This is a genomic window from Marinobacter sp. GH_1 (assembly GCF_048595985.1).
GTDB classification, from domain to species: domain Bacteria; phylum Pseudomonadota; class Gammaproteobacteria; order Pseudomonadales; family Oleiphilaceae; genus Marinobacter; species Marinobacter shengliensis.
Window position 1 is genome coordinate 601,009 of sequence record NZ_CP184460.1, and the last position, 23,820, is coordinate 624,828.

The 23,820-nt window shown below is 58.9% G+C and carries 24 protein-coding genes and 1 tRNA gene; 4 read left to right on the forward strand and 21 right to left on the reverse strand.

The features are described 5' to 3' along the window. Positions 1-189: 189 nt before the first annotated feature. From ACNSOI_RS02725 to rpsU, 6 genes are all read right to left on the reverse strand, one after another. Entirely contained in the window at positions 190-525 is a 336-nt protein-coding gene (locus ACNSOI_RS02725) for a hypothetical protein (RefSeq protein ID WP_152437228.1), read from the reverse strand. Between the two features lie 58 nt (positions 526-583). Then, positions 584-1,141: a DUF6036 family nucleotidyltransferase gene (locus ACNSOI_RS02730; protein ID WP_152437229.1), complete on the reverse strand. Its 558-nt coding sequence runs from the start codon at positions 1,139-1,141 to the stop codon at positions 584-586. A 167-nt stretch (positions 1,142-1,308) separates the two neighbouring features. Further along, a tRNA-Ile gene (locus ACNSOI_RS02735) sits at positions 1,309-1,385 on the reverse strand. Positions 1,386-1,445: 60 nt separating this feature from the next. Continuing rightward, on the reverse strand, positions 1,446-3,293 hold the full coding sequence (gene rpoD, locus ACNSOI_RS02740; RefSeq protein WP_152437230.1) for an RNA polymerase sigma factor RpoD: 1,848 nt from the start codon (positions 3,291-3,293) through the stop codon (positions 1,446-1,448). A gap of 150 nt (positions 3,294-3,443) precedes the next feature. Then, positions 3,444-5,180, reverse strand: a complete 1,737-nt coding sequence (gene dnaG, locus ACNSOI_RS02745; protein ID WP_420195095.1) for a DNA primase — start codon at positions 5,178-5,180, stop codon at positions 3,444-3,446. Positions 5,181-5,333: 153 nt separating this feature from the next. Further along, positions 5,334-5,549, reverse strand: a complete 216-nt coding sequence (gene rpsU, locus ACNSOI_RS02750; RefSeq protein ID WP_007153483.1) for a 30S ribosomal protein S21 — start codon at positions 5,547-5,549, stop codon at positions 5,334-5,336. Between the two features lie 234 nt (positions 5,550-5,783). Between rpsU and tsaD the strand changes: the two genes are divergently transcribed. Continuing rightward, positions 5,784-6,839 carry a tRNA (adenosine(37)-N6)-threonylcarbamoyltransferase complex transferase subunit TsaD gene (gene tsaD, locus ACNSOI_RS02755; RefSeq protein ID WP_420195096.1) on the forward strand — a complete coding sequence of 352 codons (1,056 nt, stop codon included), beginning with the start codon at positions 5,784-5,786 and terminating at the stop codon, positions 6,837-6,839. A gap of 12 nt (positions 6,840-6,851) precedes the next feature. Here tsaD and plsY read toward each other — a convergent pair whose 3' ends face one another. Continuing rightward, a complete protein-coding gene (gene plsY, locus ACNSOI_RS02760; protein WP_152439574.1) occupies positions 6,852-7,445 on the reverse strand; it encodes a glycerol-3-phosphate 1-O-acyltransferase PlsY in 594 nt (197 codons plus the stop codon). 145 nt (positions 7,446-7,590) lie between these two features. Here plsY and folB point away from each other — a divergent pair, with 145 nt between their 5' ends. Both folB and folK (ACNSOI_RS02770) read left to right on the forward strand, forming a co-directional pair. Then, complete coding sequence (gene folB / locus ACNSOI_RS02765; RefSeq protein ID WP_152437233.1) at positions 7,591-7,962, forward strand: dihydroneopterin aldolase; 372 nt, start codon at positions 7,591-7,593, stop codon at positions 7,960-7,962. Then, positions 7,959-8,474: a 2-amino-4-hydroxy-6-hydroxymethyldihydropteridine diphosphokinase gene (folK, locus tag ACNSOI_RS02770; protein WP_420195097.1), complete on the forward strand. Its 516-nt coding sequence runs from the start codon at positions 7,959-7,961 to the stop codon at positions 8,472-8,474. The genes folB and folK (ACNSOI_RS02770) overlap by 4 nt, the downstream gene beginning before the upstream one ends. Here folK (ACNSOI_RS02770) and pgi read toward each other — a convergent pair. The 11 genes from pgi to dksA form a co-directional block, all read right to left on the reverse strand. Further along, positions 8,457-10,118 (reverse strand): glucose-6-phosphate isomerase, encoded by a 1,662-nt coding sequence (pgi, locus tag ACNSOI_RS02775; protein WP_420195098.1) that lies wholly within the window; start codon positions 10,116-10,118, stop codon positions 8,457-8,459. The two genes, folK (ACNSOI_RS02770) and pgi, sit on opposite strands and share 18 nt — an antisense overlap. Positions 10,119-10,172: 54 nt before the next feature. Beyond that, positions 10,173-11,021, reverse strand: coding sequence for a pantoate--beta-alanine ligase (panC, locus tag ACNSOI_RS02780; RefSeq protein WP_152437236.1), 849 nt, complete (start codon positions 11,019-11,021; stop codon positions 10,173-10,175). After that, positions 11,018-11,812, reverse strand: a complete 795-nt coding sequence (gene panB, locus ACNSOI_RS02785) for a 3-methyl-2-oxobutanoate hydroxymethyltransferase (protein WP_061333538.1) — start codon at positions 11,810-11,812, stop codon at positions 11,018-11,020. The genes panC and panB overlap by 4 nt, the downstream gene beginning before the upstream one ends. 119 nt (positions 11,813-11,931) lie before the next feature. Continuing rightward, positions 11,932-12,432, reverse strand: a complete 501-nt coding sequence (gene folK, locus ACNSOI_RS02790) for a 2-amino-4-hydroxy-6-hydroxymethyldihydropteridine diphosphokinase (protein ID WP_152437237.1) — start codon at positions 12,430-12,432, stop codon at positions 11,932-11,934. Next, positions 12,429-13,799, reverse strand: a complete 1,371-nt coding sequence (pcnB, locus tag ACNSOI_RS02795; RefSeq protein WP_152437238.1) for a polynucleotide adenylyltransferase PcnB — start codon at positions 13,797-13,799, stop codon at positions 12,429-12,431. The genes folK (ACNSOI_RS02790) and pcnB overlap by 4 nt, the downstream gene beginning before the upstream one ends. Beyond that, positions 13,792-14,223 carry a hypothetical protein gene (locus ACNSOI_RS02800; protein WP_420195099.1) on the reverse strand — a complete coding sequence of 144 codons (432 nt, stop codon included), beginning with the start codon at positions 14,221-14,223 and terminating at the stop codon, positions 13,792-13,794. The genes pcnB and ACNSOI_RS02800 overlap by 8 nt, the downstream gene beginning before the upstream one ends. Before the next feature lie 288 nt (positions 14,224-14,511). Next, positions 14,512-15,909: a sigma-54-dependent transcriptional regulator gene (locus tag ACNSOI_RS02805; RefSeq protein ID WP_152437239.1), complete on the reverse strand. Its 1,398-nt coding sequence runs from the start codon at positions 15,907-15,909 to the stop codon at positions 14,512-14,514. 7 nt (positions 15,910-15,916) lie between these two features. Further along, positions 15,917-18,880: an ATP-binding protein gene (locus ACNSOI_RS02810; RefSeq protein ID WP_420195100.1), complete on the reverse strand. Its 2,964-nt coding sequence runs from the start codon at positions 18,878-18,880 to the stop codon at positions 15,917-15,919. Next, complete coding sequence (locus ACNSOI_RS02815) at positions 18,870-19,046, reverse strand: hypothetical protein (protein ID WP_058090701.1); 177 nt, start codon at positions 19,044-19,046, stop codon at positions 18,870-18,872. The genes ACNSOI_RS02810 and ACNSOI_RS02815 overlap by 11 nt, the downstream gene beginning before the upstream one ends. A gap of 4 nt (positions 19,047-19,050) precedes the next feature. Continuing rightward, the gene (gene gluQRS / locus ACNSOI_RS02820) at positions 19,051-19,968 is read right to left on the reverse strand and encodes a tRNA glutamyl-Q(34) synthetase GluQRS (protein WP_420195101.1); all 918 of its coding nucleotides are present in this window, start codon (positions 19,966-19,968) and stop codon (positions 19,051-19,053) included. Between the two features lie 47 nt (positions 19,969-20,015). Next, the gene (gene dksA / locus ACNSOI_RS02825; protein WP_058090703.1) at positions 20,016-20,456 is read right to left on the reverse strand and encodes an RNA polymerase-binding protein DksA; all 441 of its coding nucleotides are present in this window, start codon (positions 20,454-20,456) and stop codon (positions 20,016-20,018) included. A 178-nt stretch (positions 20,457-20,634) separates the two neighbouring features. Here dksA and sfsA point away from each other — a divergent pair, with 178 nt between their 5' ends. Further along, positions 20,635-21,366 carry a DNA/RNA nuclease SfsA gene (sfsA, locus tag ACNSOI_RS02830; protein WP_286253623.1) on the forward strand — a complete coding sequence of 244 codons (732 nt, stop codon included), beginning with the start codon at positions 20,635-20,637 and terminating at the stop codon, positions 21,364-21,366. Here the strand turns inward: sfsA and ACNSOI_RS02835 are convergent. The 3 genes from ACNSOI_RS02835 to ACNSOI_RS02845 are packed head-to-tail and all read right to left on the reverse strand — an operon-like array spanning position 21,350 to position 23,716. Then, positions 21,350-21,721: a Rieske (2Fe-2S) protein gene (locus ACNSOI_RS02835; RefSeq protein ID WP_286253625.1), complete on the reverse strand. Its 372-nt coding sequence runs from the start codon at positions 21,719-21,721 to the stop codon at positions 21,350-21,352. The genes sfsA and ACNSOI_RS02835 overlap by 17 nt on opposite strands. After that, positions 21,718-22,086: a pentapeptide repeat-containing protein gene (locus ACNSOI_RS02840; protein WP_061333546.1), complete on the reverse strand. Its 369-nt coding sequence runs from the start codon at positions 22,084-22,086 to the stop codon at positions 21,718-21,720. Before ACNSOI_RS02840 ends, ACNSOI_RS02835 begins: the two co-directional genes overlap by 4 nt. Before the next feature lie 43 nt (positions 22,087-22,129). Further along, complete coding sequence (locus tag ACNSOI_RS02845) at positions 22,130-23,716, reverse strand: AAA family ATPase (protein ID WP_420195102.1); 1,587 nt, start codon at positions 23,714-23,716, stop codon at positions 22,130-22,132. Positions 23,717-23,820 lie beyond the last annotated feature (104 nt).

The window sequence follows — 23,820 nt, forward strand, 5'->3', positions numbered from 1 at the left end:
AAAGTTGGGTTCTACTGGGAAAAAATCGAAAAGTATTTGAAACGATGGAGTTCGCTTTAGGAGAGGGAAGAAAGCTGCAAGTAGTGTTGGGCCCACCTGGACTCGAACCAGGGACCAAAATTCATGTGTGGCCGTTTCTACGTATCCGACGCCCCCTTAGTCCAGGGCCCTTCGGACTAAATGGTATCTTCAGGCAGCGGTTTTATCGAGACCGCGCTTATAGTGCCGGGTTTGGAAGGGGAGTAAGGCTTTCATAAACGGCCTGAGATCGTGATCGAGCCCCCAGGATCGGGCCAGCCCGTCGACACGCTCCCGTGACAAACGCTCAGGAAGGTTCGCCTTCGCATCAGAGGCGACGGTTTGCAGTTCTTTCTTCTGCTCGGCACTCAGGCAGTTGAACCTGGATAAACGGTCAACCAGATAGCCGGCCAGGCGTCGCTCTTCTAGGGGCAACCCTGAAAGCGTCGGGACATAGCCCTGATGCCAGACTTCAAGGGCCGCTTTTACAACCTCTTGGTCTGTCACACGGTCGAGTCCTTTGTGTGCGACGTTAAGTAAGGAATTCATGAAATATCCGCGTTGATCACTTTGTATACGTTTTTATAACGTGGGTGATATTCCCTGTCAATCTGTCGAGGTTGCCGGGAAAGTACTTACGGGCCTCCTCGGCACGGTTTTTGAACTCCTCGATGGAGAGTCCATGGTCAAACAGCGTGTGTATATCATCGATGTCCTGGTCTCCATAGCGCCCGAGTTTCGAAACAGCCAGGTCCACTTTTTGAACCAGGTAGACCCAGATCGGTGAGTCTTCCTCGTTCCGGTTAAGCCAAATGGCGTCTTCCTGGTAATCCTCATGCAACGGTGCGAGGGTCGGAGTGAAATTCGGATCGAATACGATAGATGAGGGGCCGGTTTCCGGATCATCAAAAAAGACTTCATCCAGCGCAAGGACCAGCTCATTTGGAGAAATCCTCTCCATAGCTTCGAGTTCAATATCCAGATCACTGCTACCACGAGCGTTAGTATGGAGGTGGAGAGCACACCCGCCGAAAATATACGCCTTACAGCTACCAGGCTTTGCTCCTCGATCTTCCAGGAAGTCAGCCAGGTTATCGAACATTTCGAAAATGGCTTTCGCCATTGGTGTGTCCCTGTATATTTCGGTCATGGATACCCCCGTATATCAGCCCGGAAGCATAACAGAACCTCAGAGTCGTATCGTCCAGGTTAGCAGTAAAAAAGCGCCGTTGACGTTTGGTTGACACCTAGCGAGGAGAGGGGGGAGAAGTGATGTAAGTGCTTGAAATATGGTGGGCCCAGCTGGACTCGAACCAGCGACCAAGGGATTATGAGTCCCCTGCTCTAACCAACTGAGCTATAGGCCCTAAAGGGAAAGCGGGCGCCATTATACCCACGAGGGGTGGCGCCCGCTACTGTCTTGCGGATTAACCGTTGCCCTGGTCGTCAATAAAGCCGCGCAGGTGATCGGAGCGGGAAGGGTGGCGCAGTTTGCGCAGGGCCTTGGCTTCGATCTGACGGATACGCTCCCGAGTTACGTCGAACTGTTTGCCGACTTCTTCCAGGGTGTGGTCGGTGTTCATTTCAATACCGAAACGCATGCGCAGTACTTTCGATTCGCGAGCGGTCAGGCCGGCCAGCACCGAGCGGGTCGCCTCGCGCAGGCCTTCGGCAGTAGCGGAATCCACCGGCGACAGGGCCTGGATATCTTCGATGAAATCGCCCAGATGGCTGTCTTCATCGTCGCCAATCGGGGTTTCCATGGAGATCGGCTCTTTGGCGATCTTCAGTACCTTGCGGATCTTGTCTTCCGGCATGTCCATGCGCTCGCCCAGCTCTTCAGGCGTGGGCTCGCGGCCCATTTCCTGCAGCATCTGGCGGGAGATACGGTTGAGCTTGTTGATGGTCTCAATCATATGCACCGGAATCCGGATGGTACGGGCCTGGTCCGCGATGGAGCGGGTAATGGCCTGGCGAATCCACCAGGTGGCGTAGGTGGAGAACTTGTAGCCACGGCGGTATTCGAACTTATCCACGGCCTTCATCAGGCCGATGTTGCCTTCCTGAATCAGGTCCAGGAACTGCAGGCCACGGTTGGTATATTTCTTGGCGATGGAAATCACCAGTCGCAGGTTGGCCTCGACCATTTCTTTCTTGGCGCGGCGGGCCTTGGCTTCGCCGATGGACACCCGACGGTTGATTTCCTTGATATCGACTACGTCCAGATCCACTTCGGTCTGTACGTTCTGGATGCGCTTCTGCAGGCGCACGATCTCGTCGATGCGCTCACCAATGGCGGCGGCGTATGGCTTCTTGGTGGCCGCGATTTCTTTCGCCCATTCCAGGTCGGTCTCGTTGCCCGGGAACCATTTGATGAAATCTTTGCGCGGCATTTTGCAGTCGCGTACGCAGATCTGCATGATGGCCCGTTCGTTCTCCCGCACCAGATCGTTGGTGGAGCGAACCACGTTTACCAGCTCGTCGAACGCCTTGTTGCCCAGCTTGAAGGGGGCAAATACCTGGCCCAATTCGTTCAGCGCTTCCTGGGTTTTCTTGTGGCTGCGGCCGTGCTTGGCCAGCGCCTTGTCGGCGGCATCCAGTTTTTCTTTCAGCAACTCAAAACGCAGGCGGGTTTCTTCCGGGTCCGGACCGTTATCGGTTTCTTCCTCGGTTGAAGTGTCGTCGTCATCATCGCTGCTGTCGTTGTCGTCAGCAGAGGTGTCTTCGCTGGTGTCTTCGCCCATGAACGGCTCGGCGTCGTCCGGGTCCAGGAAGCCGGTAACGATGTCGCTGATGCGACCTTCGTTCTCGATGATACGATCGTAAGCCTGAATCACGGTGCCGGCGGTGCCGGGGAAGTGGGCTACGGCGGCCATGACGTCGCGAATGCCTTCCTCAATGCGCTTGGCGATCACGATTTCGCCTTCACGGGTCAGCAGTTCAACGGTGCCCATTTCACGCATGTACATGCGTACCGGGTCGGTGGTGCGGCCGGCATCGGTTTCTACGGCGGCGAGAGCGGCGGCGGCTTCAGCAGCGGCGGCTTCGTCGGCGGTGGAGTCGCCTTCGGTCATTAACAGGGTATCGGCGTCGGGTGTTTCTTCGCACACCTGGATACCCATGTCGTTGATCATCCGGATAATGTCTTCAACCTGATCCGGATCTGCGATATCTTCCGGTAGGTGGTCGTTTACCTCGGCGTAAGTCAGGTAACCTTGTTCCTTGCCTCGTGCGATGAGGTCTTTCAAACGTGATTTCTGCGAATTGCCTGACATAGACACCCTGTGAACTCGCTTTTAAAGAGGAAAAAAGTTAAACAGCCATTATAGCTGCCGCGTATCTGCTGTGCCACCGAATGGTTAGATGGTGATCAGTGGCGTCAGTTTCAAGTGGTCATGCCCCAGCAACGGGATTTAACGCAGGATTCAATCTACGTTGCCCTTGCTGAGCGTTCTCAGCTCTTCCCGCTGTTCCGGGGTGAGCGTGGCCAGATTCCGGAGCAGGGTTGCCAGTCTTTGCTGGCGCGCGGCCTCTTCGTTCGGGCTCAGCAGTTCTCTGGCGGCTGCCAGTATGCTTTCCCGGGCCGGTATATGCTCCAGTCCATCAAACAGGTTGTAGAACCTGTCTCTGGCCTGTTTGTCCGTTGCCAGCCCCGCGACTAATGCTTTGCGGGTACTGATATTCTGTTCCATCAGCCAGCGGGCGAACCGCCCGGCCTGCTCCAGCTGGCGGTTGCTGTCAGCCAATGCTTTGACTTCCGCCGCCATTTCCGGTGCTTCCAGTAGTGCCAGGCAAAGCGTGCTGTCTTTGCTCAGCTTCACATCTATGCGTTCTTCTGTCGGCCGGCTCTGCCGCTCGCCGCGCCATCCGCGCGCCTTGAAGTCATTGCCTTTAGGCCGCTCCTGCCAGGGCTTCCGGCCGCCACACAGGCGCATCATTTCGTGCCACATGGCGTCCCGCAGTGTGCTGCGGGGCATTTTGTTCAGAAGCGGTTCTGCCCGGGCTCTCAGTTCGCCTCGGTGTTCCGGCAGCTCCAGGTTCAAACCTTCGCTCTGCCGGTCGAACAGGTAACGTGACAGGGGCGTTGCCGCCTCAATCCGCTGTCTGAAGGCGTCTGCGCCTTCCTTCCGGATCAGTGTGTCCGGGTCTTCACCCTGTGGCAGCATCAGAAACTGCAGGTGCAGGCCGTCGGCCATCAGTTCCAGGGCGTTCTCCATGGCGCGGTCTGCAGCACGGAAACCGGCCTGGTCGCCATCAAAGCAGAACACAATGTGCCGGACTTGCCTTAGCAAGGCGGTCAGACTGTCCTGGTTGGTTGCGGTGCCCAGGGTTGCCACTGCATCGTGTATGCCGTTCTGGGCCAGCGCGATCACGTCCATATAGCCTTCAACCACCAGCAGTTTGTCCAGCTGGCGGATGGCTTGCCGGGCCTCATAAAGGCCGTAGATCTCCCGGCTTTTATGAAACACATCCGACTCCGGGGAGTTGATGTATTTGGCCTTGTCGTCTCCGAGGGTGCGGCCGCCAAAGGCCACCGTTTTGCCCCGGGTGTTCCGGATCGGAAACATCACCCGATTGCGGAACAGATCTCTTGGTCGGCCGTACTTGTCTGAAACCGTTTTGGTTTCCAGTAACGGCTCTTTCAGATCTTTCGGTGCGGCGTCAAAAAGCGCCGTTCCGGTGCCGGGCGCAAAGCCGATCTGGTACTGCTCGATGATGGCATCGTCCAGGCCGCGCTGTTTCAGGTAGTCCCGAGCGTAAGCGCCTTGCTGGCTGCCTAGGGCCGAGTGGTAGAAGCGGCTGGCGAAATCCAGGGCGTCGGTCAGGGTTCTGGCCTGTTGCATTTCCTGTCGCGCAGCGCGGTCATAAGGCACTTCCAGCCCGGCCCGTTTCGCCAGTTCTTCTACGGCTTCGGTAAAGCCCAGACCGTCGAATTCGCGGATAAAGCTGATGGCATCGCCATGAGCGCCGCATCCGAAGCAGTGGTAAAAGCCTTTGTCTGGACGAACGTTAAACGACGGTGTTTTTTCGTCGTGAAACGGACAGCAGGCCTTGTAGTTGGCGCCAGCCTTTTTGAGGGTTATGCGGCTACCGATCAGCTCTGCCAGATCAATCCGATCAAGCAGGTCTTCAACAAATCGTTGAGGGATCAGTCCGCTCATGGTGGCTCCACTTCAGTCGGGGTGCCTGATACAAACCGGTATTCACCATAGCCAAAAATGCCGCCGAAGCCAGGCCTCGGCGGCATTTTCAGTTTGCCGGAGAAGGCGAAACGCCGTTCCGGCAATCAGTCTTGCTGTCGATGCGCGCTGAACTCAGTACAGACGCTCGAACTTACGCTGCTCACGCTGAAGCTTCTTGAGATGACGCTTAACGGCGGCAGCTGCTTTACGCTTACGAACAGCGGTCGGCTTCTCGTAGTGCTCACGACGACGTACTTCAGACAGTACACCGGCCTTCTCGCAGGAACGCTTGAAGCGACGCAGTGCTACATCAAACGGCTCATTCTCTTTCACTTTAACAGCTGGCATTCGAAAATCACCTACCTGATAGATTCGGTTTCAATTGGTCCCGCCGGCCTTGGCCACGCGGGCTCGATACCTGGTCAGATTGGCTAAAACTCGACCAGTGCATAATTTAGGGCGGCAATGATAGCCGTTGGATATGTTCAGGTCAATGACTGTTCAACGAAACTGCCGGAGCCTTTCGGGTTTCTGCTAAAATGCCGCCAGTTCCACATTCCCATTTCGGACGCGGCCCAGACTATGCTGATTCTTGGTATTGAAACCTCCTGTGACGAAACCGGCGTTGCCCTGTATGACACCGAGCAGGGCTTGCTGGCCCACGCGCTGTTCAGCCAGATTGCTATGCATGCGGATTATGGCGGGGTAGTGCCTGAGCTGGCGTCCCGCGACCATGTTCGCAAGCTCTTGCCGCTGTGTGACCAGGTATTGGCCAAGGCTGGCAGGGATCGTAACGATCTTGAAGGGATAGCCTATACCGCCGGCCCAGGGCTGGTCGGGGCGCTGATGGTGGGTGGTTCCGTGGCCCATGCTCTGGGTTTTGCGCTGGGTATTCCGGTACTGGGTGTCCACCACATGGAAGGGCATTTGCTGGCGCCAATGTTGGAAGAAAACCCGCCAGCGTTTCCTTTTGTTGCTCTGCTGGTGTCCGGTGGCCACACCCAATTGGTCCGGGTGGATGGTATCGGACAGTACCAGATGCTGGGAGAGTCGGTGGATGATGCTGCCGGCGAAGCCTTTGATAAAACTGCCAAGATGCTCGGGCTGGATTACCCGGGAGGCCCCCGGGTGGCAGCCTTGGCGGAAAAGGGCCGCGAGGGGATCTACCGTTTCCCCCGGCCAATGACGGATCGTCCCGGGCTGGATTTCAGCTTCAGCGGCTTGAAAACGTTTACCCTGAACACGGTGAACGATGCGAAAGATAACGATGCCTTCGATGAGCAGGTAAAAGCAGACATCGCCCTGGCGTTTGAGGCGGCGGTAGTGGATACCCTGACTATCAAGTGCCGGAGGGCGTTGGAGCAAACCGGTTGCAAGCGCCTGGTTATTGCCGGTGGAGTAAGCGCCAACAAGCGGTTGCGGGCAGGGCTGGAAAAGATGACCGCGAAACTCAATGGCTCGGTGTTTTACGCCCGCCCGGAGTTCTGTACTGACAATGGCGCGATGATTGCGTATGCCGGTGCCCAGCGGCTCAAGAGCGGTCAAAGGGACGGTGAGCGCATTGTGTCTGTGCCGCGCTGGCCGATGAATACCTTGCCGCCGGTTAACGAGCCGCGGGCGAACGGCCTGGTTTATTAACCCGGCCGGGCTTCAGAGCCCGGTTTCTCGACCCTGGGCGAGGCGGATCAGGTTGTTGCGGTGGCGCACAACGATCAGCAGGGTCAGCAGCCCGAACAGTGGCAGGGTTTCCGGCTCAATCAGCGCGCTGATAACCGGCCCACTGGTAACCGCCACCAGGGAGGCCAGCGCTGAAATGCGCCAGCGCCACATGATCAGCAGCCAAAGCAGCGCCATAATACCGGTGGTCACCGGAGCCAACGCCAAACCGGCCCCGAGTGCTGTGGCCACGCCCTTGCCGCCTTTGAAACGATAGAACAGGGGGATCATGTGGCCGGTGACCGCGCACAGTGCCACCATGGCCTGAACCAGTATCGACATACCCGCAATGTGTGATAGCCACACTGGCAGCCAGCCTTTGAATGCATCCAGTACCAGTGTAGCCACCGCAGGTTGCCAGCCACCGGCCCGGTATACGTTGGTGGCACCGGGGTTGCCGGAGCCCAGGGCTCTTGGGTCAGGCAGGTGCCAGAGCCTGCATACCGGGATGGCAAACAGCACGGAGCCGGCCAGGTAGGCGCCGAAGCAGAGTGCGACAATCAGAACTGGGTTACTGGTCAGGTTCATGGCCATATCACGGGCGCGCAGACGGCGCCGGGTGTTCTGTGAGAAAATGCCCGCCCTGAAGCTCAGTACACAGGCAAACTCCCACACTATCGTTTGCCTGCACATTATTCAATCAGCCTTGAGTGGAACACACTGGGAGTCCGGTTTGGCAGAAGGTTTGGTAGACACAGTGCTCATCGAGGGCCTGGCAGTGGACACCGTGATCGGCGTTTACGATTGGGAGAGGGAAATCACCCAGCGGATACTGGTGGATCTGGAAATGGCCTGGGACAACCGTGCGCCCGGGGCCAGCGACAATGTCGCCGATGCACTGGATTACGCGGCCGTTAGTGAGCGGGTGAGTGAATGCCTGCAAACCCTGAAACCCCAGCTGCTGGAACGGGCAGCGGAGGAGATTGCTGCGCTGTTGCAGTCGGAATTTGGTGTTCGCTGGCTACGGCTGACCCTGAACAAGCCCGGGGCCGTGCCGGCTGCGCGCTCCGTGGGCGTCCGGATTGTGCGGGGAACGCGGGCATGAGCCGGGTTTACATCAGCGTTGGTACTAACATCGAGCGATACCGCCATGTCACTGTGGCACTGGACGCGCTGGCAGGGTGGTTTGGAGATTTGACCATCTCGCCGGTTTACGAGAGTGAATCCGTCGGTTTTGAAGGTTCCGATTTCCTCAATCTGGTGGTGGGAATCGACACCGGGCTTTCGGTGGGAGAGCTGTCCCGCCGGTTCAAGAAGTTGGAAGCCGACAACGGCCGAACCCGATCTGCGCCGAAATTCAGCCCTCGAACCTTGGACCTGGATATATTGACCTATGATGATTCTGTCGGGGTGGTCGACGGTGTCGAGCTGCCGAGGGCGGAGATTCTCAAGAACGCTTTCGTGTTGCGGCCGCTGGCAGACATTGCCGGGGCGGAAATGCATCCGGCCTGCCGGCAAACTTACCAGCAGCTCTGGCAGGACTACCAGCGTGACCAGAAGCTCTGGCCGGTCGACTTCAGCTGGCAGGGGCGCCAGATTTCACGGGCGGTTGGCTGACCTGAATAGCCGGATCATCTGGTCGGTGGCACTGTCGCCGGCGGTGCCTTCGAATTTATCTCCGAGCAGCCGGGGCAGGATCTGGTTGCCAATCTGCTTGCCCAGTTCCACGCCCCACTGATCAAAGCAATCGATATCCCAGATCACGCTTTGCACGAAGGTGCGGTGCTCATACAGCGCGATCACGGCCCCAAGGGTTGTCGGGGTAATCTTGTCCATCACCAGAATATTGCTGGGTTTATTGCCCGGGATTTCCTTGTGGGGTGCCAGAGCTTTTGCGTCAGCCGAGGCCAGGCCCGCCTGCAACAGTTCCTGTTCCGCCTCGGCCCGGGTTTTCCCGGCCATCATCGCGCTGGCCTGGCTCAGGCAGTTGGCAAACAGGGTAGCGTGGTGATGTTCCACCGGGTTGTGGGACTGTAAAGGGATGATGAAGTCAGCCGGGATCAGCCGTGTGCCCTGGTGAATCAGCTGGTGGTAAGCGTGCTGGCCATTGGCGCCAACGCCGCCCCACAGGATTGGCCCGGTTTCGTAATCTACCGCGTTGCCGTTCTGGGTTACCCGCTTACCATTACTTTCCATATCCAGCTGTTGCAAGTGCTCCGGCAGATGCTTGAGGTATTCGTCATACGGTAGAACGGCGTGGCTCTGTGCATCCCAGAAGTTGTTGTACCAGACGCTCAGCATGGCCATGATCACTGGCAGGTTGCTGGCTGCTGGCTGTTCACGGAAGTGACAGTCCATCGCGTGAGCGCCCTCAAGCAGCGCCCGGAAGTGCTCCATGCCGATGGTCAGGGCAATGGGCAGGCCGATGGCCGACCAGAGTGAGTAGCGGCCCCCTACCCAGTCCCACATGGGGAAGATGTTGTTGCGGTCGATGCCAAACCGGATGGCTTCGTCCACGTTGGCGGTCACCGCCAGGAAATGCCGGGCCACCGCTGGCTCACTGCCGCTCTTGTCGAGAAACCACTGGCGGGCCAACAGGCTGTTATCCAGGGTTTCCTGGGTGCGGAACGACTTCGACTGCACTAGGAATAAGGTGGTTTCCGGGTTCAGCGACCTCAAGGTTTCGGCGATGTCGGTGCCGTCGATGTTGGCGACAAAGTGGCAGTTTAACTGGCCGTGCCAGAAGGGTTTCAGGGCTTCCACCACCAGTTTCGGGCCGAGGAACGAGCCGCCGATACCGATGCTCACCACGTCGGTAAAGGGTTTGTTGGTATAACCGGTATGGCGGCCCTCGGTGATGGCGGACACCAGCTCTGCCATTCTGTCGAGTGTGGCGTGCACTTCCGGAATAATGTTTTCACCGTGTACCCGAACGTCCTGGCCGCGGGGTTGGCGCAATGCCGTGTGCAGGGCGGGGCGGTTTTCCGTTCGATTGACGATGCCGCCATCAAACAGCGCGTTTCGCTGCTGCTCCAGGCCACAGGCCCGGGCCAGGTCCATCAGCGCGTTGAAGGTGGCATCGGTAAGCCGATTGCGGGAGAAGTCCAGGGTCAGACCGGCGCCGCTCACCAGGTACCGCTGGGCTCGCTGCGGGTCGTCCCTGAACAGATCCCGTATCGGCGTTCCGGCCAGCTGATCCTTGAATTGGGCCAGAACCCGCCATTCCGGAAGGTGAGTCAGTGGTGCCGGTTTGTCGGGCATCAGAGGTTCCTTTCTGTTCGCCGCCGGACAGTCTTCAGGCGGTGGTTCCTGGTGTTATCGGGTGACGCTAAGGTTGTCGATTAGCCGGGTGGTCCCTAAAAACGCCGCGACCAGGAGTGTCAGCTCCTGATCTGCTTCGATGGCTGGTTTCAGCGTCTGGCTATTCACAATGTTGAAATAATCCGGGCGTAGCCCGGCCTTGGCCAGCGTGTCGTTCGCTTCCCGTGCCAGATCGTCAAAATCGGAACGGCCCTGTTCCAGTTGCGCAGCCACGTTGGTCAACGTCTGATACACCACCGGCGCAATGGCTCTCTCCTCTTCATTGAGATAGCCGTTTCTGGAGCTTTTCGCCAGCCCGTCCTCTTCGCGAACAGTGGGGGCGCCAATAATTTCAACCGGGATCATCAGGTCCCGGGTCAGTTTGCGGATGACGGCCAATTGCTGGAAATCTTTCTCGCCGAACACTGCCAGGTCGGGCTGAACCATGTTGAACAGCATGGTGACGACCGTTGCCACACCCTCGAAGTGCCCTGGCCGGCTGGCACCGCAGTGCCCTTCGCTGACTTCCGGCACAACCACTTTGGTTTGTCGGGCCAGGCCTTCGGGGTAAATCTCGTCCGCCGAGGGCGCGAACACCAGGGTGTTGCCAGCGGCGGCCAGCTTGTCCTGGTCGTCGGCGAGTGTGCGGGGGTAAGTGTCCAGGTCTTCGTTGGCGCCGAACTGCATCGGATTGACAAAAATGCTGGTGACAACGATATCCGCAGCCTCTGCCGCCTTCCGTACCAGCGAAACGTGGCCCTCGTGCAGGTTGCCCATGGTGGGCACCAAGCCAATGGTTTTACCCTGCTGCCGGTAGCTGCGCAGAATGGTTCGGAGTTCTTTGAGTGAATGTACGGTTCTCATGCCTTGAACGTATGCTCCTCGGCTGGAAATGAACGCGCCTTGACGGCCTGGGCGTAGGCGGCGATGGCCTCCGGAATAGAGTTGGTTTCCGCCAGGAAGTTCTTCACGAAGCGGGGTTTGCGGCCGGTGGTGATGCCCAGCATATCGTGCAGCACCAGTACCTGGCCGTCGGTGTCTGCGCCTGCGCCAATGCCGATCACCGGGGCCCGGACGGCCTGAGTGATGCGGGCAGCCAGAGGGGCGGGTACGCATTCCAGAAGGATGACATCGGCGCCGGCCGCTTCCAGCTCGCAGGCATGCTCGATCATGGCTTCGGCAGCCTTTTCGTCACGGCCCTGAACCTTGTAGCCGCCAAACTTGTTGACGAATTGTGGCGTCAGCCCCAGGTGGGCGCATACCGGCACACCGCGCTCGCTCAGCGCTTCGATGGTGTCTTTCATCCAGTCGGTGCCTTCAAGCTTGACCATGTGGGCGCCGGCGCGCATCAGTTCTGCGGCGTTGTCCAGGGCATCGGTCACGGTGCCGTAAGACATGAAAGGCATATCGGCCATGATCAGTGAACCCTGGTTGCCTTTGGCAACGCAGCTGGTGTGGTAAACCATCTGTTCCATTGTGACCGGCAGGGTGCTGTCATGCCCCTGCAGAACCATGCCCAGCGAATCACCAATCAGGATAACGTCAACGCCGGCCTCACTGACCACATGTGCGAAGGTGGCATCGTAGGAGGTCAGGGCAGAGAAGGCTTCGCCCTTTTGCTTGTATTCCCGCAGGGTATTGATGGTAACTGCCATAAGATCCTTGCCTTTTGGGTGGATGGGCCGGTTCTGGCTCGGGGTCGTCCGAGCTCAGAGCGATAGATTAATGCCGGGGTATATCTGACACAAGAGTAGCATGGGAGTCTGGCTTGGGGTCAGTGACTTCCGGCCTTTGGGGGCAATAATCGAAGCTGGTTGTCCGGGCATGCTTGTCGCAGTGTTTCAATGCTTCGGCCATCGGGCAGCACCAGCTCGGGATTCAGATCGAGCAGGGGCTGCAGCACGAAGTCCCGGTTGGCCAGCTCGGCATGGGGTACGGTCAGTCGTTCGTCGTGGATGCTGTCGTTGCCGTAAAGCAGCAGGTCAAGGTCCAGGGTTCGGGGCCCCCAGTGGCGCAGTCGCTCCCGGCCATGAGCCTGTTCGATGGCTTGAAGATGATCCAGTAGCTGGTGTGGCGACAGCTCCGTGGACAGTTGCACGGCGCCATTCACGAAGTCCGGTTGATCCTGAGGGCCAACCGGCCGGCTGGCATAGAAGGCAGACTGTGCCATCAGGGAGGTGTTGGGCAGGCTGGCCAGTTCGGCAACCGCGCGTGCCAGCTGTGCAGTTGGGTCTTCCAGATTGCTGCCCAGCCCAACATAGGCCACTACCGTCATGCTTGCGGTGGCCTTTTGACCGGGCTGCGTTTGCGGCGCCGTTTACGCGGGGTGCTGGCGGAGCCCAGTTCCGACAGCATTTTTTCCTGCCCGCGTTCATCCAGGCGCTGGAATTCCGTCCACCAGTCGCCGAGGCCCGGTTCGATCTCGCCGGCGGATTCACGTACCAGCAGGAAATCGTACGCAGCCCGGAAGCGCGGGTGGGTCAGCGTGCCAAAAGCCCGCTTGCCCTGGCGCCTGGGCAGGCGCATCTGCATTTCCCAGATCTCTTTCATCGGGCCTGAGAAGCGTTTCGGAATGGCCGTGGCCTGCACCTGCCGGCCAATGACTTTGCCGATGGCGCCATGAAGGGCGGGCTGCACCGGGTCGCCATTATCCTGGCGGCGGCGCCATTCCACTTGTAGGGCCGGCCAGAGCATGGCGGCAAACAGGAAGTAAGGAGTGACGGATTTGCCCTGGGCAATCCGGGCGTCGGTATTGCGCAGTGCCTGGCGAATGAGTTCGTCGGATTCCCCGGCGTCGATGGCCTTGGCGGTTTCCGGGAACAAGGGCGCCAGTAGCCCGTACTCGCTGAGCAAGTCGTAGGTAGCTTCGCCATGGCCCGCCGAGAACAGCTTGAGCACTTCATCAAATAGCCGGGCCGATGGGATGTGAGTCAGCAGTGGCGCCAGTTCCCGGATGGGAGCTTCGGTGTCCGGTTCAATCTCGAAACCCAGTTTGGCGGCAAAGCGGATGGCGCGAAGCATGCGAACCGGGTCTTCACGGTAGCGGGTTTCCGGGTCACCGATCAGGCGGATCTGGCGATTTTTCAGATCGTCAACGCCGTTGGCGTAGTCGATGATGGTGAAGTTGCGGATGCAGTAGTAAAGCGCGTTGATGGTGAAGTCACGGCGCAGGGCGTCTTCTTCCTGGTTGCCGTAGACATTGTCGCGCAACAGCAGGCCATGCTCACTGGTTCTGTGCTCGTCGGCTGCCGGTTCATCTTCGGTGTCCCGGGCGTTGCCCCTGAAAGTGGTCACCTCGATGATTTCCCGGCCGAATACCACGTGCACAATCCGGAACCGGCGCCCGATCAGTCGGGAATTCCGGAACAGGTCGTGAACTTCCTCAGGGGTAGCGTCGGTGGCAATGTCGAAATCCTTTGGCTGTCCGCCCAGGAGGATGTCGCGCACGCCGCCACCCACCAGATAAGCTTCATAGCCGGCTTTGTTGAGCCGATGCAGGACTTTTCGTGCGGGCTCGCTGATCATCGAGCGGGACACGGTGTGCTGATCCCGGGGGATCTCCTGCCGCTGGTAGCGTCGGGCTTTCTTTTTCCCGTTGCCGGGAATGAAGGAGCGTAGTTTTTCTACAAGTCGTTTAGGCATGAAATTCCGTGATTGCGATGCGCAAAGACGGGGATTTTAACGGTTTGCGCAGGAATTGCACATGTTTAGGCAGAAACGGAAATAGAAAAGGTGATTTTTGTTCAGGGGTTGGGGCGGTGAGGGTGGGTCTGTGGGTCAGATAATCAAAAGGCGGATCCGTTTTCACGAACCCGCCCTGAAAGCGTTGACGATCTGCATTGTTTTTGTTGTTGCCGGGATTCTTTTTGATTTTTTTACCCCACCGTGCTGTCCCAACAGTAAGGACATCAAATAACGCAAACGGAAAGCTTTGAATACATAGAGCGGTCAGGAGCAAAATGCGGGCTATGTTGGTAGGTGCAGTGCCGCTTCTGGAGCGATTCTTCTCTACATCTACAACTCGCACATGCCTGGGGACCACTAAAAAGCAAAGTACCCAAAACACTCAGTTCGCTTGCATCCTGTTTTTGTTTTTGTTGCTGGATGCTCATGCAGCTTTTTGTTTTTGTTTTGCCGCTGCGTTGTCACTTTTGTTTTTGTTGTTGTGCGCTAATAAGAGTGCGAAGGCTGTGCCAGTTTTTAAAAATCTTTAATTAACAGAGGGTTATGTTTTTGTGAGAAATAAGTGTTACCCCGTATACGTCTAAAGTGTTACCTGTCTCACGTAACCTGAGCCGGAAGTGTTACCTTGGGGAACGCCTGGTAACAAATGATTTTGGATTCATTTCTTTGTTCAGGAACTTTTCTTGCGGGGAATACCCAAACGCTGGCGCCGTTCCCACAGAGATTTCCGGCTGATGCCCAGTTTCTGGGCCAGCTCGGTTTCGCTCATCCGGTCCTGGTTCTCCAGCACAAAATGCTGAAAGTAGTCTTCCAGAGACAGGTCGTTGGCGGAGTCCGGCTCGCGGGTGCGGGTCTGCTCGTTGTTGCCTTCTACCAGGGTTTCGGGAATGTATTCGTCACTGCCCTCGTTATCGAGGTCCAGCACTGAGGGGGTGATGATGTCTCCGTCCGTGAGAATGGAGGCCCGTTCGATGGCATTTTCCAGCTCCCGCACGTTACCTGGCCAGCGGCACCGCTCCAGCGCCTGCATGGCCTCCGGGCTGAGACTGAGCTCCGGCCGTCCGAGCTTCTCTGCCTGCCGCTTAAGGAAACGGCGGGCCAGGCCCAGAATGTCTGACCGGCGTTCTCGCAGGGGCGGAATTCGGATTTGCATTACGTTAAGCCGGTAATACAGGTCTTCCCGGAATTCTCCGGTGCGGGTCATTGCTTTCAGGTTGCGGTGGGTTGCGGCAATCATGCGCACATCGACTTTCCGGCTCTGGGTGGAGCCGACCTTGCGGATCTCGCTTTCCTGCAGCACCCGCAGTAGCCGGGCCTGGGCTTCCGCTGGCAGTTCTCCTATCTCATCAAGGAACAGGCTGCCGCCATCGGCGGCTTCAATCAGACCGGTACGGGCGGATACGGCGCCGGTGAAGGCGCCTTTCTCATGGCCGAACAACTCCGATTCAATCAGGCTTTCGGGGATGGCGGCGCAGTTTACTGAAATCAGCGGCTTGGTAGCCCGGGGGCTGAGCAGATGCAGGGCTCTGGCCGCCAACTCCTTACCGGTGCCGGACTCGCCCTGTATCAGGACGGTGGTTTCGGTCGGGGCCACCTTGCGAATCAGCGTGAACACCTTCTGCATGGGCTCGCACTGGCCGTACATGATGGCTGCCGGGTCGGATTCGGTCGCCTGGTGCTGCCCGGTGCTCTCGCCACTGCCGGGCTCAGCAGGCTGCGTACTCTGGCGGGCCAGGATGTTCTCCACGGCTGCGAGCATTTCATCGTGATCAAAGGGCTTGGCGATGTAGTCCACGGCGCCGAGTTTCATGGAATCCACGGCGGAGCGCAGGCTGGCATAGCTGGTCATGATCAGCACCGGGGTGTTGGGCGCCCGGTTGATCATCTCGGTACCCGCCGCGCCGGGCAGGCGCAGATCTGTGATGATCAGGTCAAAGCCGTCCGGTTCCAGGTTGTCCGCTTCCTCAACGGAGACGGCATCCGCCACCTCGTAACCGGCGTGCTGTAGAAGCTTGCGGACCGCGGAGCGGATAATGTCTTCATCTTCAACTATCAGAATACGGGGCATATCGCGTTCACGACCTTTCGTTCGGGGTGCTGTTGCCGGTATCGGTGTCTGGCTCGTAGGCGGGCAGGCGTAACCTCACACAGGTTCCCAGCTGGCGTTCGGTATCGGCCGGGCTTTCCACTTGTACGTTGCCATAGTGTTCTTCAACAATGCTGTACACCAGCGAAAGCCCAAGGCCCGTGCCTTTGTTCGGTGCTTTGGTGGTGTAAAACGGTTCAAAGATATGGTCCAGCTGGTCAGCGGGAATGCCGGTGCCTTCGTCAATCACTTCGATGATAGCGGAGTAGCCATCGCCCTTTCCACTGACCCGAATGGTGCCGCCGTCTGGCGAGGCATCACGGGCGTTGGCCAGCAGGTTGACGAAGACCTGCACCAGGCGTTGCTCATCCCCCAGTATCTGCAGGTTTGCCGGGCACTCATTCATGTACCGGATGCCCATACCCTTGTCACTCAGCGACAACAGGTTGATGGATTCTTCCACGCAGCGGTGGATACTGACCGGCTCATAGCGGTTGGCATGGGCGTGGTTGCCCGTTCGGGCAAAGTTCATCAGTGACTGCAGAATGGCGGAGATGCGTCGGGTTTGCTGCTGTATCTGGTCTGCGGTTTCCAGGATGGACGGGTCGTCGGTTTCCAGTTTCAGGTTCTGGGCCAACGACGAAATACCGGTGACCGGGTTGCCAATCTCGTGGGCAACACCTGCGGCCAGTCGGCCCACGGAGGCCAGCCGTTCACTGTGCATCAGCTCGTCTTCCAGCAACCGGGTTTCGGTCTGGTCTTCCACCAGAATGATAGAGCCACCCTCTGGATGGTCTGGCCCGCTCAGGGCGGCCTTATGAAGGTTCAGCCAGTGGGGCTTGCCGCGCAGGTCCAGCCGGTGTTTGTAACGGTGCAGGTCGTCGCCCCGGTTGAAGTCGTCCAGCAGGGTATGCCAGTGCTCCGGCAGAGCCATGAGTTTGGCGCCGACCACCTCGTCGGCAGAAATGCCGGTGAGCGATTCGATGGCGTGGTTCCACATCAGGATTTCGCCATCCTCACCGACAGAGCAGGCGGGTATCGGCAGGTTCTGCAGGGTCTGCCGGTAGTGGCGCCGCAAGTTGTCGAGCTCCCCCGCCAGGCCGGTGAGCTGGTTCTGGTAGTCGCCCAGCGCCCGTTCCACGTAGCGGATGTCCTGGCCGGTGCCGCCGTGGGTCAGGGGTTTGAAGCCCAGATGGCGTTTGACAATATCCCGGGCCACGGCAGGGCCCAGCAAGCCCGACAGGTTGATTTCAACCTGATCCCGCAGGCGCCTGAGCTGGTAGGGGCGAAACTCCACGTTGGGCAGCTTTAATTGCCCCAGTGCGCGCTCCACTTCCCGCCGGGCCACGGTCGGGCCCAGCGGGTCGGTCAGGTGTTGAACGAAGTCGTTGGAAGATGTTGCCAGCAGTTCCCTACGCTGTGGGCGAGACAGCGCACCCAGGGAGCAGGCCTGTGCCGCGCTGGTTTCTTCCGGAGACGCGGGGCTCAGGATGGAGACCAGTGCAAACACCGAAATGTTGGCCGTCAGGCTGATGAACGTGAACAGATGCCAGTTGTCATAACCCGGAGTGACCGGAAGGTCCAGCCAGGACAGCAGGTCGGCGGCGTAGGAAAACGGCAGCACCAGGGTGGTCATCCAGATGGCCAGGCCGGTCAGCAGTCCGGCGATCAGGCCGCGCCGGTTGCCCTCCGGCCAGTAGATAACGCCGAGGGCGCCTGGTAGCAGCTGCAAGGTGCCGGAGAGCGAGATTGCTCCGAGGATGGACAGGTCCAGGTTCTGGCCAATGGTTTCGTGGAATAGCAGCGCCAGAAACAGGATAACGGCAATGAGCAGGCGTTTTACCCACTGCAGCCACTGATAGATGTCGCCCTGGTCTTTGGGGGTTTTCAGGGGCAGCACAACATGGTTCAGAACCATACCCGACAGCGCCAGGGTGCTGACGATCATCAGTCCGCTGGCGGCGGAAAGCCCTGCGATATACATCAACAGTGTTAGCGCTGGGCTCTCCAGTGCCTGGGCCACCCCGATACTGAAAAACGCCTGGGGCACAACAACACCCAGGGCCTGACCGGCCCAGACAATCAGGGGCACAGGCAGGCCAAGCAGCAGCAGATACAGGGGCAGGCCCCAGCTGGCTTTCGCCAGGGCTCTTGGCGATGGGTTCTCGCTGAAGGTCATATGGTACATGTGCGGCAGGACCAGCGCGGCGGCAAACGACATCAGCAGCAGGGCCCGCCAGCTGCCGTCATTGATCGCCATGGTCATGGTTGCCTCGGGGTGTGAGGCCTGGGCCAACCATTCTTCAAGCCCGTCGGTGCCGCCGAACACACCGAATAACACCACACCACCCAGCACCAGCAGGGCAACCACCTTGACCAGGGAGTCAAAGGCGATGGCCAGCACCAGCCCCTGATGGTTGCCAGAGCTCTGGTGCCGGCGTGCGCCAAAGAGCATGGTGAACAGCACGACGATCAGGCTGAACATCACACTGATGGCTTTGGGTGAGGTGTCAGGCGCGAGCAGGGACGCCGATACCGCAACAGCCTGAATCTGCATGCTCAGCAGCGCCAGAATGGCGGCGGCTGAGCAGAGTGTCACCAGGGTGCCGGCCCACTGGCTGCGATAACGATAGGCAAACAGGTCAGCCAGGGACGTCAGTTGATAAGCGCGGCCGATGCGCAAGATCGGGTTCAGCAACACCGGTGCCAGCAGAAAGGCCCCGGAGATACCCAGATAGTAAGCCAGAAAGCCGTAACCGGATTCCGCGGCCATGCCGATGGCGCCGTAGACTGCCCAGATGCCGGCGTAGACGCCAAGGCTGAGGGTATAAACCAGAGGATGCCGTACCCACTGGCGCAGCAGAGTGCCCCGCTCGGTACTCCAGGCAATGCCGAACAACAGAATCAGGTACAGGAGGCTGGCCAGTAGCAGGCCGCTGGCGCTAAAACTCATTTGGGTCTCGCCGCCATTCGAGCCAGAAGCCGATGGCAATCAGGCCTCCCCAGATCACGTAGGGGCTGTACCAGGCGTTATCTGGTGAGGTCCACCAGTCCAGAATGTTGGGAGAAAAAATATAAATGGCCAGTACCAGCAAAAAGACCAGGCGGTAGATATACATCGGCTCAGTGGTCCGGACGCAAGTGTGTGTTTGGGGTTATACCACGGGCCTGCCGGGATGTCAGGGGGATAGCGTGCCGGCGCCAGTTTTCCCGGCCCCAGGCGAGCACATCGTCCACCGTTGCGTTCAGAAGCGCGGACGGCGGCTGTTGGCCCAGGGCTGCCAGTGCGTTGACCAGGTTGGCTGCGGGCTGTTGGTCATCCAGCGCCGGAGCATGGGTCTGTTTGCTCAGCTTCTGGCCCTGATCGTTCACGATGACGGGAATATGCAGCCACTGCGGTGGCTGGGCGCCAAGAGCACGGAAAATCTGTTGCTGCTGCGCGGTCATGTCCAGTAAGTCGGAGCCCCGCACCACGTGGCTGATGTTCTGGTCGATATCGTCCACCACCACCGCCAGTTGGTAGGCATAGAAGCCCTCCTTACGCAGTAGCACCGGGTCGTCCAGTTCTGCCGCTACTTTCTGTTGCTGATCGCCCAGCAGCAGGTCCTGCCAGTGGCTGAGTTCGTCGGTCAGGGCAAATCGAATAGCGTAGGGGGTATCTCCAGGTGCTGGATGGCCATCTCGGCAGTGGTCCGGATGATAACCGCCGTGTTTTTGGAGCAGTTTTCGGGAGCACCGGCAACGATAGGCTTGATGCCGCGCCAGAAGCTGGCCAATGGCAGCCTGGTAGGCGTCGTGGCGCCGGGATTGAAATCGTACCGGTTCGTCGGGAAACAGCCCGTGGCAATCCAGGGAATAGAGAATCTGGCCGGTGGCCTCGGGGGGCTCCCGTAGCGGGTCCAGGTCTTCGATACGAACCAGCCAGTCGCCACCGGCGGTGCGGGCTTCCAGCCAACTGGCCAGGGCGGTTACAAGGGAGCCGAAATGCAGCGGTCCTGTCGGGGAAGGGGCAAAACGCCCACGGTACCGTGGTTGCTCCATAGAGACTCAGTAAGCCGGCTGCTCATGCGGCCGGCTATCGGTGGGGCTCAGATGCCAGTCTGGCGCTCGCGGATTTCCGCCAGGGTTTTGCAGTCGATGCACAGTGTGGCCGTCGGGCGAGCTTCCAGGCGACGAATGCCGATCTCCACGCCGCACTGATCGCAGAAGCCGTAGTCGTCTTTGTCGATGCGGTCGATGGTCTGGTCAATCTTTTTGATCAGCTTGCGCTCGCGATCCCGGGTGCGCAGCTCCAGGCTGAATTCTTCTTCCTGGGTTGCACGGTCACTGGGATCCGCGTAATTTGCGGCGTCTTCCTGCATGTGGTGCATGGTGCGGTCCACTTCTTCCATCAGCTCCTGTTTCCATTGCAGGAGCAGATTTTTGAAGTGCTGCAGCATGTCAGCACTCATGTAGTCTTCACCCTTTTTCATTTCATAAGGGGTGAAATTGGTAAAACGTTCGCGTGGTTGTTCTGCAGTGTTTGCCATTGAACCCGGCCTCTTGTTTGTACTACTACAAGAACGCTTTGCTTCCGCCGCGCCAGCACGGTTGCTGCGCGGTTTAACCCTGGATAAAAGCATTCGTCCTGAAACGGGAATTTGCGGAAAATAGCAGATTAGTCTCAGGGTGGCCAGCCTTGTGACAACGACTTTTTGCGGAGATCACATGAAGTTTGCTGAACCTTTGGTGGAAGGGCGGCTGATTCGCCGCTACAAACGCTTCCTTGCCGATGTGCGATTGCCCGATGGCGAGGAGGTAACGGCCCACTGCCCGAACACCGGCTCCATGCTGGGCTGCCAGCCCGATAACGCCAGGGTCTGGCTGAGCCGTAGCGATAATCCCAAGCGCAAGTTGAAGTACACCTGGGAGCTGGTGGAAACCGCCCCGGCGGTATTTGCCTGCGTGAATACCGCCCGTCCCAACGCCCAGGCACGGGAGGCCATTGAAGCCGGGCGGGTACCGGAGCTGGCCGGTTACACAGAGTGCCGGGCAGAAGTGCGTTACGGTGATGAGAAAAGCCGGATAGATTTGTTGTTGTCGGGCCATCCGGCGCGGCCAGACGCCTGGGTTGAGGTGAAGAATGTCACGCTGGCGGACGGTTCAAGCGGCTATTTCCCGGATGCGGTGACCGAAAGGGGCCAGAAGCACCTTCGGGAACTGATGGCGCAGGTTGCAAAAGGCGACCGGGCGGTACTCTTCTTTGTGGTTAACCACACAGGAATCGAAAGGGTGCGCCCGGCGGATCATATTGATGCCCACTATGGCGAGTTGTTACGCCAGGCGAAGGCCGCCGGGGTCGAGGTGCTGGCTTATCGCGCCGCGCTGTCGGGACCGGATGGCAACCCGGGAGGCGGGCTGGACCTGACCGAAGCGGTGCCGGTCAGTCTCCAAGCCTGATTTCGATCTGGTCACCGTTCTGGCGTACCTCCAGGGCGGTCAAGGCATCGCCCTGGCAAGGGCCCGCAATGCATTCACCGGTGCCGGGCTTGAACAACGCGCCGTGGGTAGAGCATTGGATAAACAGGTTGTCGGCGTCCATGAATTTGCCCGGCATCCAGTTCAGTTCGATGCCCAGGTGCGGGCAGATGTTCAGGTAGGCTTTCGGCTCGCTACCATCCAGAAACACAAAACCGGTCAGGGGCATGCCTTCCGGTTCACGGGCTTTCTGTTTCAGCCGGAATTCAATAAACCGACCTGGAACCAGTTCCGTTGCCGGGCAAACGGTCTCCCAGGGATGGTTCTGTTCCGTCATTTTGGCAGCAGGGCGTATCGCATGCGGGTGCCGTGGTTCAGTGACATCACGATTTCATCGGCCTCCAGGCGATGGGGGAAATAGCAGCCGGAGATCTTGGCGCTGGCGATGCTGGCACCCTCCATCCGGGATTTGGAAAAGTCGATGCCGCGCAGGTCGGCGCCCCGGAAGTAAGCGTGGCGCAAATCCAGCCCCTTGGCGTCGAGGCCGCGTAAATCCAGGCCCCGGAAGTCGCCATGGGCAAAACTGGGCAGGTCGCTCAGTTTTGCTTTCTCGGCATTGAACGCCTTGATGTCTTCGCTGCGCAGTATGTCATACAGCGGGTGATCAATCTGATGCAGTTCGTGTTCCTGAATGTCGTCCATCTCACACCTCGAATGGAATGATGCCAAGCGTACGCAGGTAAGTTTAGACGCTTTGGCTCGGTGGCAAGCCAAAGTGCTGCCGAATTCGGTCTGCAACTGCTTCTGCTACATGCTCCTGGTCGGTATGCAGGTGCACGGTGTGGGTTTTCTCCTCCACCGTCAGTGGCTCGAACCAGCGTTGCTGTGCATCCAGCAGGTCTTCGGTGGCTTCCGAGGCATCGCCTTTGCGTTTGCGCACCCACTCCCGCCTTAGCTGTTCCGGGGCCTCGCAGTGCAGCAGCGCAAAGGGCACGCCCTGGGCCTCGGCCACCTTGGCAAAGAGGGTGCGTTCGCGTTCTTTCAGGCAGGCGGCATCCACGATGACAGAAAGCCCGGAGGCCAGCAGGTCCTGGGCCAGATCGGCGAGGTGCTGGTAAGTCTGTTCGGTGACTTCCGGGCTGTACAGGTCCGTGCCAACGCCAGATTTGCTGTCGTCCAGCGGTCCAAGGCCGTGCAACCGCTTGCGCTCAACATCTGAGCGTAGCCTGATCAGGTTCAGCTCGCCGGCCATGGCGGCACTGACGCAGGTTTTGCCGCTGGCTGAAAGCCCGGTGGTGGCCAGCAGGTAATGGTTGGGGATCTCGCCGTAATCTTCCGCCAACTGGGCGTAATCCCGGTAGCGTTGCATCAGGCCGGCTTTTTCGCCCTCGCCCAGGCTGGGGTTAGCCATGGTGAACAAGGCAATCTTGGCCCGGACCATCGCCCGGTAAGCCTTGTAGAGCGGGAGCAGCGCCAAGGCTTCGAAATCGCCCCGGTATTCCAGATAGCTGTTCAGTACCAGGTTGGCCAGCAGCGGTTCACGGCGGGATTCCAGGTCCATCAGCAGAAACGCCAGATCGTTGATGACATCAATCCAGCGGAACGGCTCATTGAATTCGATGCAGTCGAACACCGTGACCTGATCGTTGAACACCGTAATATTGGCCAGGTGCAAGTCGCCATGGCATTCCCGCACCATGCCCTTGGCCCTGCGGCTGGCAATCAGCTCCCGGTGCCGCTCGAAGGTGGTCCGGGTCCATTCTTCCAGATTGTCCAGCTGCAGCAGCAGGGTGTTGTCGTCCAGCATCGGGCGAATCTGGTCGAAGTTTTCCTGCATCGCGGCGTACACCGCTTCCGGGGTGCCCAGGGGTTTATCTTCGGCAACGGCAGGCAAGCTATCGTGGAACTGCGCTACCTGGCGGGACAGGTTGGTGAGCATCTCCGGTGGCAGGTCACCGCGCTCCTGGCGCTTGTCGAACAGCTGGTCCTGGTCGAACTGGCGCATGCGGATGGCGTATTCAAAGGCTTCTCCCTCGCCGCCGATAACAGGTTGCTCCGGTGTGCCGGTAATGGGAAAAACGTCCTGGTACAGTTCCGAGGCCAGGCGGCTGTTGAGTCGGAGTTCTTCCTCGCAGAAGTGCTTGCGGCGCGCCAGGGTGGAGAAGTCCAGAAAGCCGAAATCCATCGGTTTTTTGATCTTGTAGGCGTAGCTGCCGGTCAGTAACACCTGTGAAATATGGGTTTCAATGACCTGGAAGCCCTGTACCGGGTGGTCATACAGTGCCGGGTTTTGCAGTGCCTTGATCAGTGTTTCCGATGGGGTCGCGCTCACGGTGTGCTCCTGGTTCCCTGAACTCATTGATTTTTATCGCTCTGTTCTGATTGGCCTACTATAACGGGCGGATTACAGAAATAACACACAACAGACCTGCCGAA

Coding starts and splice junctions, on each gene's coding strand:
- ACNSOI_RS02730 (WP_152437229.1), bottom strand. CDS start 1,141: ATGGCGAAAGCCATTTTCGAAATGTTCGATAACCTGGCTGACTTCCTG.
- rpoD (WP_152437230.1), bottom strand. CDS start 3,293: ATGTCAGGCAATTCGCAGAAATCACGTTTGAAAGACCTCATCGCACGA.
- dnaG (WP_420195095.1), bottom strand. CDS start 5,180: ATGAGCGGACTGATCCCTCAACGATTTGTTGAAGACCTGCTTGATCGG.
- rpsU (WP_007153483.1), bottom strand. CDS start 5,549: ATGCCAGCTGTTAAAGTGAAAGAGAATGAGCCGTTTGATGTAGCACTG.
- tsaD (WP_420195096.1), top strand. CDS start 5,784: ATGCTGATTCTTGGTATTGAAACCTCCTGTGACGAAACCGGCGTTGCC.
- plsY (WP_152439574.1), bottom strand. CDS start 7,445: ATGAACCTGACCAGTAACCCAGTTCTGATTGTCGCACTCTGCTTCGGC.
- folK (WP_420195097.1), top strand. CDS start 7,959: ATGAGCCGGGTTTACATCAGCGTTGGTACTAACATCGAGCGATACCGC.
- pgi (WP_420195098.1), bottom strand. CDS start 10,118: ATGCCCGACAAACCGGCACCACTGACTCACCTTCCGGAATGGCGGGTT.
- panC (WP_152437236.1), bottom strand. CDS start 11,021: ATGAGAACCGTACATTCACTCAAAGAACTCCGAACCATTCTGCGCAGC.
- panB (WP_061333538.1), bottom strand. CDS start 11,812: ATGGCAGTTACCATCAATACCCTGCGGGAATACAAGCAAAAGGGCGAA.
- folK (WP_152437237.1), bottom strand. CDS start 12,432: ATGACGGTAGTGGCCTATGTTGGGCTGGGCAGCAATCTGGAAGACCCA.
- pcnB (WP_152437238.1), bottom strand. CDS start 13,799: ATGCCTAAACGACTTGTAGAAAAACTACGCTCCTTCATTCCCGGCAAC.
- ACNSOI_RS02805 (WP_152437239.1), bottom strand. CDS start 15,909: ATGCCCCGTATTCTGATAGTTGAAGATGAAGACATTATCCGCTCCGCG.
- ACNSOI_RS02810 (WP_420195100.1), bottom strand. CDS start 18,880: ATGAGTTTTAGCGCCAGCGGCCTGCTACTGGCCAGCCTCCTGTACCTG.
- ACNSOI_RS02815 (WP_058090701.1), bottom strand. CDS start 19,046: ATGTATATCTACCGCCTGGTCTTTTTGCTGGTACTGGCCATTTATATT.
- gluQRS (WP_420195101.1), bottom strand. CDS start 19,968: ATGGAGCAACCACGGTACCGTGGGCGTTTTGCCCCTTCCCCGACAGGA.
- dksA (WP_058090703.1), bottom strand. CDS start 20,456: ATGGCAAACACTGCAGAACAACCACGCGAACGTTTTACCAATTTCACC.
- sfsA (WP_286253623.1), top strand. CDS start 20,635: ATGAAGTTTGCTGAACCTTTGGTGGAAGGGCGGCTGATTCGCCGCTAC.
- ACNSOI_RS02835 (WP_286253625.1), bottom strand. CDS start 21,721: ATGACGGAACAGAACCATCCCTGGGAGACCGTTTGCCCGGCAACGGAA.
- ACNSOI_RS02840 (WP_061333546.1), bottom strand. CDS start 22,086: ATGGACGACATTCAGGAACACGAACTGCATCAGATTGATCACCCGCTG.